Raw genomic sequence first — 13,409 nt, forward strand, 5'->3', positions numbered from 1 at the left:
CTACCCCGTCGGTGGCGATCAGGCACCAACGGCAGGATTTGTGCAGTGTTTCCCTTACAGGGAAACTCAGGTGTTGCACTCAGAATCTGCAGCCAAGATGTATCTCAGATAAATATTGGTTTTTGCTCTCTAAAGATAAACTCTTGTTCGAGCCATCAATATATTTTTCACAAGCAGATATAAGTAAATCATGTTCTTCTTGATGGTTTTTTATGAGATGTAAATACAAGCTTACTACTGTGCCGTAAGTTGTTTCATCGGAGTATATATATACTTCTTCATTTTTGCGACTCATGTGAGCGATATCATTAATTATCGTTCCCAATTGAGGTTTGGTATATCTCTTTACTTGCGAAGGCACTAGCTCTCTTGTCTCAAAAAATGCGTCTAGGCAATTTAGATATTTTAAGCAGCTTATATAAGTGTTGTTGATATCAAAGATATTTGCTCCATAGTTGTGGCCATGAAATATTATATCACCTGGTATATCCTCTTTTCTCTGAATTCCTAGAAAACTATTTATTTCTATTAACTCACGGATTGCGTTTTGTGTATTTGAAATCCTCTTTGCCTGATCCTTATCATCATGCCTTATCAAGCTGAATAGCTTTTGTAGCTTAGGGGTTTTAATTGGGTCTAATAGTAAGGATAGGTGAGTAACTTTGTTCTCAGGGAAGAATTCGTAATATGTTTTATCTTTGTTGGAGAGAGACATGTTTTTATGAGACGATATAAAATTGTCTATTGCTTCGAAAAAAGAGTTCGATGCTTTATAAGCCTATCAAAGTTGTTAACTTCTTTTTGATCTGATACCTGCTTTAAAAGTATGCTTGCTGTAATGAGGGCGATTATAAAAGTGGCTGCGGCTGATATGCCACCGAGATATGCTCCAAAATTGCTCCACTCTTCCGATTCATATGCTACATGATAGCCATTATACTTTCCATAAATAAGCAGTAGCGTAAGTAAGGTGATAACAGCCAAGCCACCTTTTAGGAAAAGTGTATTTAAAATGAAAGCTGTTGTTCTTCTGGGCAATTTGTTATCTCCTTGTAATTTCTTTAGCTGATCTGTTGCTAACTGTTTAACTTTGCGTGGTAGAGCTCTCATCTAGTAGGTGATTTGTTTTCATGTTTTTACATTGAACTTGCCAAGTTAGTATGTTCTTCGCCAGTGTCGCTAGTTGCGTATCGCCCCCGCGCGGGCCGTCGGCGCTGACGACGTAGCCATCGTATTCGGTCATGTAGTACTTCATCTTCGAGTTTCTGGCCTGCCATTCGCCTGGCTGTGTGCCATGCAACGGGATGAGCTTGGCGTGCAGGTGGTTGACCCCGTAGCCTTCGAAGATGATGGCGGTGCGTGCTATCCCGAAGTAGGCGTCGAGCTTGCGCGCCACGCGGCGCGTGAAGCGCATCAGGCCGAGAATCACCTCATCGTCTTGTTCATACACGCAGCTGCCAAGGTGGCGTTTGGGGATGACGACCGTGTTGCCCGGAGTAGAGGGGAAGATGGAGAGAAAGGCCAGGAAGTGCTCATCTTCGGCCACGACATGGCTTTGACTGTGGCCCGCAACGATCTGACAAAACACGCAGTCACTCATGGTTCTTCCCTGGTAGTTAAGTGTCGCCAGATTCGTCCTGATTCTGGGGCAGAGTTCTGTGATCGGAGCCCTTGTGATCAGAGCTTTTGTGAGCAGGCCCCTTGTGAATAGCGCTCGGCAGTCTCCTTGCATGAGTGAAGTGTGATGGAGGCTGGTTGTCAATGCCAGGCAGCCCCCGCAGAAGTGGTTATCGGCAGCAACAACATGCTCAAGGAGGGGAGCAGATGTCTTGCCGAGTCGATCGGTGCGAAAAGTGTTGCTGACGTGGCGGAGAGCCGCGATATTGGCAGGTCACCTTTCAGCAGTTCGTCACTCGTTGAACGACAAGGAACCCCAGTGGAACTCACCGTCTGGCTGGCATATGTCAGCGTCATCACCGCCTTGATCACCTTTCCCGGACCGTTTGCGTTGCTGTGCATGGATCATGGCCTGCGCCACGGCCGACGCCGCTCGTTCGCGACGGTGGCGGGCGGGGCGGCGGCGTCACTGGTGTTGATGGCCTTGTCGTCGCTGGGCCTCGGCGCGGCATTGGCGGCCTCCGAGACGGGGTTTCTGGTGCTGAAGATCGTCGGGGCGCTCTATCTCATCTATCTGGGCATTCAGGCCTGGCGGGCGCCATCCCAGCCGGTGGTGTTCGACGCCGTGGGGGAAGACGGGCAGATGCGCGCCCGAGCCACGCGTTGGCAACTGTGCCGCAAGGGCTTCGGTATCGGGATCAGCAACCCCAAGGACCTGCTGTTCTTCGGCGCGCTGTTTCCCAACTTCATCGATATGGCCCAGCCGCAGCTGCCCCAGTTCGTGGTACTGGCGCTGACCTGGCTGGTGGTGGACCTGCTGACGATGAGCACCTACGCCCATGCGGGTTCCAGCATCAGTCGCTGGTTTGATAGCCACCGGCGCGTGCAGCTGTTCAATCGCACCACGGGCAGTCTGTTCGTCGTGGCCGGCGCGGGGCTGGCGGCGTCGCATCGCTGAGCCGAGCCCCGCTCTATTGCACAAGACGTGAAGCGCACGAAGACGACAACGGCACCCGAGGGTGCCGTTGTCGTGTCTGGAGCCTGACGATCATCAGTGCTTTCGGGCTCAGCGCTCAGGACGTGATTCGAGATATTGGGTCAGCAGTTCGCGATCCTCACTGGTGACCTTCTGCTTCCAGCTTTCCACCACATGCTGGCTGGCTTCCTCGAGGGCATCCTGCAACTTAGGCGGGGCCGGCGTGATCAGCTTCGCGCCGTTCTCCTGCAGAGTGGCGTAGGCCTCGTCCAGCACGCTGTGGGTGGCCGTCCAGCCGGCAGACTCGGCGGCATGCGCGGCATCGATCAACGCCTGCTGCTGCGCCTCTGTCAGGTCGTCGAAGCTATCGCGATTCATGTGGATGATATTGAGTGGCATCGCGTAGTTGAGCGTGGTGAAGTGGGGCATGTAGCGGTAGAGCTCGGCACTGACACCGCCCATCGCGGAGGTCAGCGCGCCGTGGATGCTGCCACCGGGCAGCAGGGGTTTGAGCTCTCCCCAGCTCATGACTTGAGGCGCCGCGCCTAGGTTGAGCAGCACACGCTGCGTGTTGCGGTCGTAGGTGCGGATCGGCATGTCCTTAAGGTCATCACCGTCAGCGATGGGCGCTTTCGACCACAGGCCGCTGGGCGTCCACGGCAGGGCATACAGCAGGATCTGGTTGTACTCGGCGAGCAGTTCCTCGTAGCGCGGCTTCGCGACCACGTACAGGCGGTGAGCTTCATCGAGGTCGTAGGCGATCGCCGGCAGCGAGGAGATGCCGAAGAAGGGGGCTTCCTCGGCGAGCGCGCCACTGAGTGTCGCGGCGATGTCGATGACACCGCCGGCGGTGGCCTGTAGGTGACTGGCGGAGCGAATGTCCGAGCGCAGCGTCAGCGTCAGGTCGCCTTCGGACTGGCTGGCGACCTGCTGACTGAATTCGGCAGCGCGTTGGCCCATCATCGTGTCGGGCTCGTAATCGCTGCTCATGCTGAGGGTCGTCTGGGCGTGCGCGCTGAGTGCGCTGATCAGGCCTGCCGTGGCCAGGCCAGCGGACAACAGCGCGGAAATGCGTGAGGAAGACGTCATGGGGAATCCTTTCTTTTTGTCATTGACCTTTGCCCGCTAGGGTAGTGCATGCCTGCGTTTATGCTCAGGTGAATCGTGACGTCGCGCATTTTCCCTGCGCTGTCGGGAGAGGTTGCCGCGTGGGGTGGCCGTCATGGCCAAGGTCGGTGACGTGGGCGCGTGCCTGACTCAGAGGGCATCGCGTTGTGCGAGATAGCGATCCAGCAGTTCGCTTTCCTCAAGGTCAACCTTGCTGCGCCAGCTCTCGATCACGCTGACACTGGCGCGTGCCAGTGAGCGCTTGAGTTCGGGCGAGAGCGGATTGCTGACCGTCACGCCGGCCTCTTCCAGCTGGGCATGGGTCTGCTCCAGGACGCTGGCGATGGCGTTCCAGCTGGTGTCTTCGATCTCGGTCGCGGCGCTGAGAAGGGCCTCGCGCTGGGTGTCGTCGAGCGCTTCGAAGCGTGACCGGCTCATGTGAACGATATTGAGCGGCATGGCGTATTGCAGCGCGGTGTAGTGATCCAGCGTGCGGTTGAGCTCCGCCGTCAGGCCGCCCAGGGCCGAGGTCATCACCGCCTCGATACGGCCTTCGGCCAGTTGCTGTTGCATCGGCTCCCAGCCCAGCACGGTGGCGATGGCGCCAAGGTTGAGCAGCACGCGTTGGGTATTGCGGTCGTAGGCCCGCACGGGCACGCCCCGGAGGTCATCGCGTGTGGTGATCGGCTTGCGCGACCACAGCCCGCTGGGCGGCCAGGGCAGGGCGTAGAGCAGAATCTGGTCATGCTCTTCCAGCAGCGCTTCATAGCTGGGGCGCGCCAGGCGGTAGAGCTCGCGCGCCTGATGTGGGTCATCGACCAGGGTCGGCAGCGAGCTGAGGCCGAACAGCGGCATCTCGGCGGCCAGCGCGCCGCTGTGCGAATCGGCCAGCTGGATGATGCCGGCGTTGATGGCCTCAAGGTGATTCACCGAGCGCAGCCGACTCAGCGGGCCTTCTCCGAAGGTGATCGCGAGCTCGCCCCCGCTGAGCGATGCTACCTGATCGACGAACTGCTGGGCGCGCTGGCCCATCATGGTCTGGGGGCCGTATTCGCGGCTCATGGTCAGCTCGACAGGCTCCGCCTGGGCGGGCGTGCCCAGGGCGGAAAGCCCCAGCGCCAAGCCCACGCCGAGCGCTCTCTTGATGCCGAACATTCTCTTCATGTCGTGTACTCCCTGCATGACAAGCACTGCCTTCATGTCGCTACGCTGTCCGATTGGCATTCGTCGTCATCCATCCATAGGGGTAAATCAAGTATCCCTCAAAAGTGCAGGGCGTGCTGTCGCTGTCCCGGTCAACGCTTCCCTCGTTGGCCTGTTTCACGCCTGCACCGGCACGATTCGGGAAGGGCAACGGGCGTTGAACTGCCAGTTGGCGCAATGTGGTCTACGCTCAGAACATGGCTGTGCAACTGCCCTGACACGAACTCCGCGCCGGGACCGCATGGCCGGATTGTCGACGACTGTCAACGGGAGGTAGACCACATGCTGACCCACGTATGGGGCTTGATGGCGCATCCGCAACGGGAATGGCAGACCATCCGCAAGGAACACGAATCCATCACCCACCTCTACGCACATCATGTGCTGCTCATGGCGCTGGTGCCTGTCATCTGTGCCTATATCGGGACCACGCAGTTCGGTTGGAGCCTGACGGAAGGCCACGCCATTCTTCTGGAGCCACTGGATGCCTTCTTCGCCGGTATCGCGTTCTATATCGCCATACTGACAGCGATCGGCTTCATGGGCACTGTCATTCACATGCTCTCGCAGCGTTTCTCGGGGCACCCCAGCCGCCGGCGTTGCATCATCTTCGCGGGCTATGTCGCCACGCCGATGTTCCTCGCGGGGCTGGTCGCGCTCTATCCCGTCATCTGGGTGTGTATCCTCGCGGGCACCATTGGCCTGTGTTACAGCGCATACCTGCTGTATCTGGGCATTCCGCCACTGCTCGACATCTCCAACAAGGAAGGCTTCCTCGTCACCGGGTCGACACTGGGGATCGGGGTGCTGGTTCTCGAGGGCCTGCTGGCGGTCACCGTGCTGCTGTGGGGGTATGGCGCACGCTGGTTCATGTAGTCCTTCGCGACACATCGGCGTCAGTCAGCTGATGCCATCGGCGCGAGAAAAGCGCCTCTGCGACGCCTCGCCTTCATCGGCGGGGCGTTGTCGTTTTGCGCGCGGGTTGGCGCGTGGCACTTGTGCTCGGTGGCGGCGGCGTGGAAAGTGTTGGACTCAATCGACAGTGTGGAAGAAAGCGCATGGACAAGTTTGAACAGCGACTGGAGCAGGCTGCGCGGGCTGCATGGTTGTCATATGTCGGTGGACGGACCCAGGACGACATCGCGGTTCAGCTGGGGGTGTCGCGCCCCGGCGTGCAGCGCCTGCTGTCGTTGGCGCGTCAGGAGCGGCTGGTCAAGATCTCCATCGATCATCCCGTGGCCAGCAGCATGGCGCTGTCGGATACGCTGGTGGAGCACTTCGGGCTGAGCTTCTGCGATGTGGTGCCCTCTGACACCCAGTCACCGGAGAGCATCGCGGAGTATCTGGCGGTGGCGGGTGCCGAACGCTTGGCGTTCTATATCGGTCGCCAGCAGCCACAGACCATCTCGCTGAGCACCGGGCGTGCGGTGCGCGCGGCGGTGGAAGCGCTGAGTCGCAGCGAGCGCCCCCAGCATCGCATCGTGTCGCTGGTCGGCAATGTGGCGCTGGATGGCTCCTCCAACCGCTATGACGGCGTGATGCTGCTGGCGGACAAGATCGGCGCTGATCGCTTCCTGCTGCCGGCGCCCGTGGTGGCGGCCAGCATCGAGGAGAAGGAGTCGCTGCAGGGGCAGAATCTGGTCAAGGCGGTGTTCAAGGTTGCCTGTGAGGCCGATGTAGGCATGATCGGCATCGGGCGTCTCGATGCCCAGGCGACGCTGTTCCAGGATCAGTTCATCAGCGCCGCCGAGCGCGATGAGCTGATGGAAGTCGGTGCCGTGGGCGAGCTGATGGGCTGGCCGCTGGACACCCATGGCCGGCTGATCGATTGCCCGCTGGCGCAGCGCATCACCAGTGTGCCGCTGACCTCGCTCAAGGCGCAGCCGCTGATCGGGCTGGCGGGCGGGCACGACAAGGTGCCGGCCATCCTGAGTGCGTTGCGCGGTGGTTGGCTGCAGGGGCTGATCATCGATGAGGTGGCTGCCCAGCGGGTCTGCGCGGCCCTCAAGGAGTGAGCAGAGAACTGCCGTCTTCGTATGGCTTCATCGAGATGCCTGCAGCCTGATGGTTTTCTGCTGATGGCTTGCGCTTGACGATCGGCTCCCGATGACAGGCTTTTGTGGATACAGTCTGCACAAGGCGCCGTACAAGGCGCCGAGCGAGTCATCGGGAGCAGGGCGGGGCGTATGGCCAGGCCTTGCTCCTGGTGTCGTTCTTGGTGTCGTTCGCGGTGTCGTTATCGTGGTCAGGGTTCAGCATTGTCGTTGCCCGCGCGATGCTCGCGTGAGGCCCAGCCGTCCCGTTACCTTCCCGGTGCTATTGCTCTGCTATTTCTCCGTCACTCCTTCGCCCTTCCTTTGCTATTTCTCCGCGATACCTGCGTTTTTTCTTGCCCTTTGCTCTCTCTTTGCTCTCTCTTGGTTCGCTCTTTGTTCTCTCTTTATTTCCCCTTCGTTCTCCCATCCTCGCGTAGGAGGTACGACTTTCAGGGCGAACACTGACTTCTCTTGTCTGACAATCGAGTGCGTTTGTTCGCCTCAATGATAAATAATCGGGGCGGCAATCGTGGTCTGCGTTGTTTCGTTTAACGCTAATATCTGTCTATGCTGAATTGCACGCAAGCTCAGTGGCCATGCCGCCTTGTGGCCTACACCCAAAGGATCAGATCCCAAGGTTGTATAGCCCAAGGTATAGCGCTTCAGGGTTTGCTTTTTTACAGGTCTGATCCGATCATTTGTTCACTGAATGACGTTTTGATCGAACGTGTTTGCGTCGCGATGTCTCGCTAGGACATCCTTTCACCAAGCCGGTTGATGGGAAGGTATCGGTGCCCAAGGCGCCGCTGCCCTCGAAAAGAACAATGCCAATAACGCCCCGATGGAGTGCCCTCATGCGCCTACCTCACATCACCAAGCCCCGCCGTCATCTGCTCTCGCTCGCCAGTGTCGCTGCCCTGGCGCCGCTCAGCGCTCAGGTCAGCGCCGAGACCATCACCGTCGCGACCGTCAACAACGCCGACATGGTGGTCATGCAGAGCCTGACCAGCGAATTCGAGAAGGCGCATCCGGACATCACCCTCGACTGGGTGGTTCTGGAAGAGAACGTGCTGCGCCAGCGTCTGACCACCGATGTGGCGACCCAGGGTGGCCAGTTCGACGTCATGACCATCGGCACCTATGAAGTGCCCATCTGGGCCAAGCATGGCTGGCTGACCAAGCTCGACAACCTGCCGGAGGACTATCAGGTCGATGACCTGATCAAGCCGGTGCGTGATGGTCTGAGCGTGACCGAAGGCGAGAAGAAAGGCCTCTACGCGCTGCCGTTCTATGGCGAAAGCTCCATGCTCTACTACCGCAAGGACCTCTTCGAGCAGGCCGGTATCGAGATGCCGGAGCAGCCGACCTGGAGCCAGGTCAACGACTGGGCCGCCAAGCTCAACTCCGCGGATGAAGGCGTCTATGGCATCTGCCTGCGCGGCAAGCCGGGCTGGGGCGAGAACATGGCGGTGCTGGGCACCATGGTCAACAGCTTCGGCGGTCGCTGGTTCAATGAGGAGTGGGAGCCGCAGCTGGATTCCCCGGCCTGGAGCGAGGCCATCAACTTCTACGTCGACATGATGGGCAAGTACGGCCCGCCGGGGGCGACTTCCAACGGCTTCAACGAGAACCTGGCACTGTTCTCCAGCGGCAAGTGCGGCATGTGGGTCGACGCCACCTCGGCGGCCGGCAAGCTCTACAACCCGAAGGAATCTTCCGTGGCCGACAAGCTGGGCTTCGCGCCGGCACCGATCGCCAAGACGGAGAAGGGTTCGCATTGGCTGTGGTCCTGGGCGCTTGCGATTCCGGAATCCTCCAAGTCCAAGGATGCCGCCCAGACCTTCATCACCTGGGCCACTTCCCAGGAATACGTGAACCTGGTCGGCGAGCGTGAAGGCTGGGCCAGCATCCCGCCGGGCACCCGTGTCTCCACCTACGAGAACCAGTCCTACAAGGACGCCGCACCCTTCGCCGGCTTCGTGATGGACGCCATTACCAGTGCCGACCCGACTGACCCGACGCTTGAGCCGGTGCCCTATGTCGGCGTGCAGATGGTGACCATTCCGGAATTCCAGTCCATCGGTACCCAGGTGGGTCAGATGATCGCCGCGGCGCTGGCCGGCCAGATGTCGGTCGAGCAGGCACTGTCCTCCGCCCAGCGTTCCACCGAGCGCACCATGCGCCAGTCGGGCTACTGATCTGATTCAGCCGGTCTGATCCCAACCGATCTGATCTGAACGTTGCAACGGCCTCCCGCCTTGCCTTGAGCCTCAATCGTAATTGACTCGAAGCACGGCGGGAGCCCCGTCCGGCACCCGCGGTACCCCCTTCCTCTCGAGACTCCTGCAACGCCCTCGCGGCGTGGCACGGGGAGCCTCGGCCTGAAGCCCACCGCATTGCCTGACTTCCTCACCGTATCGAAGGACTCACCATGCGCACGAGAGCATCCGGACGCACCGTCGGGGGATTGCGAACCCTGTCGCTGCAAGCCCCAGCCGTAAGCCTGTTGTTGATGTGGATGCTGGTACCACTGGTCATGACCCTGTGGTTCTCCTTCCAGCGTTACAACCTGATGATGCCGTCGGTGTCCGGCTTCGCCGGCGTCGACAACTATTACTACCTGCTGACCGACCCGTCCCTGTGGACCGCCATGGGCAACACCTTGCTGCTGGTGGGCTGGGTGCTGGTCGCCACCGTGGTCGGCGGCACGCTGCTGGCGGTATTGCTGCAGCAGGAATTCTTCGGCCGCGGCGTCGCGCGCCTGTTCGTGATCGCGCCGTTCTTCATCATGCCCACCGTGAGTGCCCTGGTGTGGAAGAACATGATTATGCATCCGGTCAACGGCATTCTCGCCTGGGTCGCCGGGCTGTTCGGTCTGCCGGCCATCGACTGGTTCGCCAGCCTGCCGCTGACCTCCATCGTGATCATCGTCACCTGGCAGTGGCTGCCGTTCGCGGTGTTGATCCTGCTGACCGCCATCCAGTCACTCGATGACGACCAGGTCGAGGCGGCGCGCATGGACGGGGCAGGGCCGGTGGCGATCTTCTTCTACATCACCCTGCCGCACCTCAAGCGTGCCATCAGCGTCGTGGTGATGATCGAGATGATCTTCCTGCTGACCATCTTCGCCGAGATCTTCGTCACCACCTCCGGTGGTCCGGGGCTTGCCTCGACCAACCTGGCGTACCTGATCTACATCCGCGCCCTGCTGGACTTCGATGTGGGTGGTGCCTCCGCCGGTGGCGTGATTGCCATCATCCTGGCCAATATCGTGGCCTTCTTCCTGGTGCGTACCGTCGCCAAGAATCTCGAGAACTGATGACAAGCGCTCAGCACAGGGAGACTCAATGATGTCGACTTCAACTTCCAATTCCGTGGCCGCCGCCAGCGCTGCCGTCAGCGCCAGTCGCGCGCGCCGCAGCGTGATCAACAAGAAGCTTGTCCTGACCCTGGTGGCCTGGACCATCGCGCTGGTGATGTTCTTCCCGATCTTCTGGATGATCCTCACCAGCTTCAAGACCGAGGCCGAGGCGATCGCCACGCCGCCGAGCCTGTTCTTCACGCCCAGCGTCGAGGGCTATATCGAGATCCAGGCACGTGCGGACTACTTCAAGTACGCCCTCAACAGTGTGGTGATCTCGCTCGGGGCAACGCTGCTGGCGCTGCTGATCGCGATTCCGTCCGCCTACTCGATGGCCTTCCTGCCCACCAAGCGTACTCAGGGGACATTGCTGTGGATGCTGTCGACCAAGATGCTGCCGTCCGTGGGCGTGCTGCTGCCGGTCTACCTGATCTTCCGCGATCTGGGCCTGCTGGATAGCCGTACCGGCCTGATCATCATCTACATGCTGATGAATCTGCCGATCGTGGTCTGGATGCTCTACACCTTCTTCAAGGACATCCCCAAGGACATCCTCGAAGCCGGTCGCATGGATGGTGCCAGCACCCTGCAGGAAATCTTCCACCTGCTGTTGCCGCTGACCCTGCCGGGCATCGCCTCCACCGGGCTGCTGTGCGTGATCCTGAGCTGGAACGAGGCGTTCTGGAGCCTGAACCTGACCACCTCCAACGCCGCGCCGTTGACCGCCTACATCGCCTCCTTCTCCAGTCCTGAAGGACTGTTCTGGGCCAAGCTGTCCGCGGCTTCGACGCTTGCCATCGCGCCGATCCTGATCTTCGGCTGGATGACCCAGAAGCAGATGGTACGCGGCCTGACCTTCGGCGCCGTCAAGTAATCCGCGCCAGTCAGAGACATGCAGGACGCACACGCAAGACGCAAAAGCCACAGAGAGGTACGCCGCCTGCGCCACATTGGCTGATGAACATTGCCTGATGAACATTGACTGATAGCAGATCAGCGCAGGCGGCCGAGAGCCACACGCATGTTGCACCCTTGCCATGCCACCCAAATTTGCCATCACCTGCCCTCGGGCAGGTGCGGATAAGGAAACTTCCCATGTCCACACTCACGCTCAAGAACATCGTCAAGGAATTCACCTCCGGCAGCGGCGCCAGCGCCTCCACCACCCAGGTCATCAAGGGAGTCGATCTGGAAGTGAAGGACCAGGAATTCGTGGTCTTCGTCGGCCCGTCCGGTTGCGGCAAGTCCACGCTGATGCGCATGATCGCCGGTCTCGAGAACGCGACCTCCGGTGACATCCTGATCGATGGCCAGCGCATGAACGACATCGGCCCGGCCGAACGCGGTCTGGCGATGGTATTCCAGAGCTACGCGCTCTACCCGCACATGACAGTGGGCGAGAACATGGGCTTCAGCCTCAAGCTCGCAGGCGTCTCCAAGGAAGAGCGCGCCGAGAAGGTCAACGCCGCCGCCGAGGTGCTGCAGCTCGGGCCGCTGCTGGACCGCAAGCCCAAGGCGCTCTCCGGTGGCCAGCGTCAGCGTGTCGCCATCGGCCGCGCCATCGTGCGCAACCCGAGCATCTTCCTGTTCGATGAGCCGCTCTCCAACCTGGACGCCGCGCTGCGTGTACAGATGCGCATCGAGCTGGCGCGCCTGCATGCCGAGCTCAAGGCGACCATGATCTACGTGACCCACGACCAGGTCGAAGCCATGACCATGGCCGACAAGATCGTCGTGCTGCAGGGCGGCGTGGTCGAGCAGGTCGGCTCGCCGATGGAGCTCTACCATCACCCGCGCAACCGTTTCGTGGCCGGTTTCATCGGCTCGCCGAAGATGAACTTCCTCGACATCACCGTCACTGGTGTGGCCGGCGAGGGCGTCACGGTGCGCCTGCCCGATGGCAGCGAACGCCTGATTCCGGTGGCGAGCCAGACCGAGGATGGTGCCTCGGTCATCGTCGGCGACAGCCTGACGCTGGGCGTGCGCCCCGAGCACCTGATGCTCGACGAGCAAGGCCCGTTCAGCGGCCAGGTTCAGGTCATCGAGCGTCTGGGCGGGGTGACCTCCCTGTACCTGGCGACTCCGGATGGTTCCGGCGACACGCCGATCGGCGGCCTCAAGTCCGACGAGCAGTCCGACAGCGGCTGGATCCTGATGGCGGATGGCGACGTCAACAGCCGCGTGGGTGACAGCATCCGCTACGGCTTCGATACCGAGCGTGCGCACCTCTTCACCCGTGAAGGGCTGGCGCTGCAGAATCTCAACCGTCACCCGCTGACCAGCCTGACGCGTCAGGACAATTCCCTGTCCAGTGCCAGCGCCGCACAGGAAGCCCGCGCATGAATCGGGCAGCCGCGAATCGGGAAGCCAGAGAGGATGATGAGATGAGTACACCCTTGCAGCAGGTGATCTTCGATTGTGACGGCGTGCTGGTGGACAGCGAAGTGCTGGCCGAGGAGGAGCTGTCGCGTCAGCTGGGTGAGTGGCTGCCGGACCTCGACACCGAGGCTGAGCTGCGCGCGGCGCTGGGCATGACCACCGAGGCCATCCTTGGCCATCTGGAGGCCATGAGCGCTCACACCCTGCCGCCGCAGGCGATGGAGCGCATCGACCACGCCATCGAGTCACGTCTGGCGAAGGAACTTGCGCCCATCACCGGCATGGCGGAACTGCTTGGCGGACTGTTGGCGAATGGCGTGGCCGTGGCGATCGTCTCCAACAGTGCCGAGCGGCGGGTGCGCGCCTCGCTGGCCGCCACCGGTCTGGATCGTTGGCTCGGCTCGGTGCCGCTCTTCACGGCCGAGCAGGTCGCGCGACCCAAGCCCGCGCCGGACGTCTATCAGCTGGCGCTGCGTCAGCTGGGGCGCGATGTCCAGCAGTGCGTGGTGATCGAGGATAGCCTCGCCGGCGTCAGCGCGGCGGTCGCGGCCGGTCTGCGCGTGATCGGCTTCACCGGCGCCGGGCATATTCCGCCGGACCACGCCCAGCGTCAGCTGGAGGCGGGTGCCTGGCAGAGCCGTGCGAGCATGGAGGAGGTCAGCGCTCTGATCAGTCAGCTGCGTATCGGTCAGGCCAGCGACCTGAGCGCCACATGAGCACCGTCAGGGGG

At 60.6% G+C, this 13,409-nt stretch carries 13 protein-coding genes; 8 read left to right on the forward strand and 5 right to left on the reverse strand.

Annotated elements, in window-relative coordinates:
* Positions 1-79: 79 nt before the first annotated feature.
* Genes QD208_RS13640 through QD208_RS13650 form a run of 3 tightly spaced genes read right to left on the reverse strand, consistent with a single transcriptional unit; the run spans position 80 to position 1,600 of the window.
* A complete protein-coding gene (locus QD208_RS13640; protein WP_279837129.1) occupies positions 80-715 on the reverse strand; it encodes a hypothetical protein in 636 nt (211 codons plus the stop codon).
* A gap of 26 nt (positions 716-741) precedes the next feature.
* Positions 742-1,110: a hypothetical protein gene (locus QD208_RS13645; protein WP_279837168.1), complete on the reverse strand. Its 369-nt coding sequence runs from the start codon at positions 1,108-1,110 to the stop codon at positions 742-744.
* Positions 1,085-1,600, reverse strand: a complete 516-nt coding sequence (locus QD208_RS13650) for an HIT family protein (protein WP_279837130.1) — start codon at positions 1,598-1,600, stop codon at positions 1,085-1,087. The genes QD208_RS13645 and QD208_RS13650 overlap by 26 nt, the downstream gene beginning before the upstream one ends.
* A gap of 336 nt (positions 1,601-1,936) precedes the next feature.
* Between QD208_RS13650 and QD208_RS13655 the strand changes: the two genes are divergently transcribed.
* Positions 1,937-2,575, forward strand: a complete 639-nt coding sequence (locus QD208_RS13655) for a LysE family transporter (protein WP_279837132.1) — start codon at positions 1,937-1,939, stop codon at positions 2,573-2,575.
* A gap of 108 nt (positions 2,576-2,683) precedes the next feature.
* Here the strand turns inward: QD208_RS13655 and QD208_RS13660 are convergent, their stop codons facing one another.
* Together QD208_RS13660 and QD208_RS13665 are read right to left on the reverse strand one after the other, a co-directional pair.
* A complete protein-coding gene (locus QD208_RS13660) occupies positions 2,684-3,682 on the reverse strand; it encodes a TRAP transporter substrate-binding protein (RefSeq protein ID WP_279837133.1) in 999 nt (332 codons plus the stop codon).
* Positions 3,683-3,850: 168 nt separating this feature from the next.
* The gene (locus QD208_RS13665; RefSeq protein ID WP_279837134.1) at positions 3,851-4,864 is read right to left on the reverse strand and encodes a TRAP transporter substrate-binding protein; all 1,014 of its coding nucleotides are present in this window, start codon (positions 4,862-4,864) and stop codon (positions 3,851-3,853) included.
* A 321-nt stretch (positions 4,865-5,185) separates the two neighbouring features.
* Between QD208_RS13665 and QD208_RS13670 the strand changes: the two genes are divergently transcribed.
* The 7 genes from QD208_RS13670 (at position 5,186) to QD208_RS13700 (ending at position 13,395) form a co-directional block, all read left to right on the forward strand.
* Positions 5,186-5,779 carry a Yip1 family protein gene (locus QD208_RS13670; protein ID WP_082388794.1) on the forward strand — a complete coding sequence of 198 codons (594 nt, stop codon included), beginning with the start codon at positions 5,186-5,188 and terminating at the stop codon, positions 5,777-5,779.
* A gap of 182 nt (positions 5,780-5,961) precedes the next feature.
* Complete coding sequence (locus QD208_RS13675) at positions 5,962-6,918, forward strand: sugar-binding transcriptional regulator (protein ID WP_279837135.1); 957 nt, start codon at positions 5,962-5,964, stop codon at positions 6,916-6,918.
* Between the two features lie 875 nt (positions 6,919-7,793).
* On the forward strand, positions 7,794-9,137 hold the full coding sequence (locus QD208_RS13680) for a sugar ABC transporter substrate-binding protein (protein WP_279837136.1): 1,344 nt from the start codon (positions 7,794-7,796) through the stop codon (positions 9,135-9,137).
* A 233-nt stretch (positions 9,138-9,370) separates the two neighbouring features.
* Positions 9,371-10,258, forward strand: a complete 888-nt coding sequence (locus tag QD208_RS13685) for a sugar ABC transporter permease (protein WP_279837137.1) — start codon at positions 9,371-9,373, stop codon at positions 10,256-10,258.
* 28 nt (positions 10,259-10,286) lie between these two features.
* Positions 10,287-11,174: a carbohydrate ABC transporter permease gene (locus QD208_RS13690; protein ID WP_199852368.1), complete on the forward strand. Its 888-nt coding sequence runs from the start codon at positions 10,287-10,289 to the stop codon at positions 11,172-11,174.
* Positions 11,175-11,395: 221 nt separating this feature from the next.
* Positions 11,396-12,643: a sn-glycerol-3-phosphate ABC transporter ATP-binding protein UgpC gene (ugpC, locus tag QD208_RS13695; protein WP_279837139.1), complete on the forward strand. Its 1,248-nt coding sequence runs from the start codon at positions 11,396-11,398 to the stop codon at positions 12,641-12,643.
* Positions 12,644-12,684: 41 nt separating this feature from the next.
* A complete protein-coding gene (locus QD208_RS13700; RefSeq protein ID WP_279837140.1) occupies positions 12,685-13,395 on the forward strand; it encodes an HAD family phosphatase in 711 nt (236 codons plus the stop codon).
* Positions 13,396-13,409: the final 14 nt, after the last annotated feature.

This window comes from Cobetia sp. 29-18-1 (assembly GCF_029846405.1).
In the GTDB taxonomy this organism is placed as follows: Bacteria; Pseudomonadota; Gammaproteobacteria; order Pseudomonadales; family Halomonadaceae; genus Cobetia; species Cobetia amphilecti.

Excerpts from the sequence above, each read along its gene's own strand:
- QD208_RS13670 (WP_082388794.1), top strand. The coding sequence starts at position 5,186 with ATGCTGACCCACGTATGGGGCTTGATGGCGCATCCGCAACGGGAATGG.
- QD208_RS13645 (WP_279837168.1), bottom strand. The coding sequence starts at position 1,110 with ATGAGAGCTCTACCACGCAAAGTTAAACAGTTAGCAACAGATCAGCTA.
- QD208_RS13640 (WP_279837129.1), bottom strand. The coding sequence starts at position 715 with ATGTCTCTCTCCAACAAAGATAAAACATATTACGAATTCTTCCCTGAG.
- ugpC (WP_279837139.1), top strand. The coding sequence starts at position 11,396 with ATGTCCACACTCACGCTCAAGAACATCGTCAAGGAATTCACCTCCGGC.
- QD208_RS13690 (WP_199852368.1), top strand. The coding sequence starts at position 10,287 with ATGATGTCGACTTCAACTTCCAATTCCGTGGCCGCCGCCAGCGCTGCC.
- QD208_RS13680 (WP_279837136.1), top strand. The coding sequence starts at position 7,794 with ATGCGCCTACCTCACATCACCAAGCCCCGCCGTCATCTGCTCTCGCTC.
- QD208_RS13675 (WP_279837135.1), top strand. The coding sequence starts at position 5,962 with ATGGACAAGTTTGAACAGCGACTGGAGCAGGCTGCGCGGGCTGCATGG.
- QD208_RS13685 (WP_279837137.1), top strand. The coding sequence starts at position 9,371 with ATGCGCACGAGAGCATCCGGACGCACCGTCGGGGGATTGCGAACCCTG.
- QD208_RS13700 (WP_279837140.1), top strand. The coding sequence starts at position 12,685 with ATGAGTACACCCTTGCAGCAGGTGATCTTCGATTGTGACGGCGTGCTG.
- QD208_RS13660 (WP_279837133.1), bottom strand. The coding sequence starts at position 3,682 with ATGACGTCTTCCTCACGCATTTCCGCGCTGTTGTCCGCTGGCCTGGCC.
- QD208_RS13650 (WP_279837130.1), bottom strand. The coding sequence starts at position 1,600 with ATGAGTGACTGCGTGTTTTGTCAGATCGTTGCGGGCCACAGTCAAAGC.
- QD208_RS13665 (WP_279837134.1), bottom strand. The coding sequence starts at position 4,864 with ATGAAGAGAATGTTCGGCATCAAGAGAGCGCTCGGCGTGGGCTTGGCG.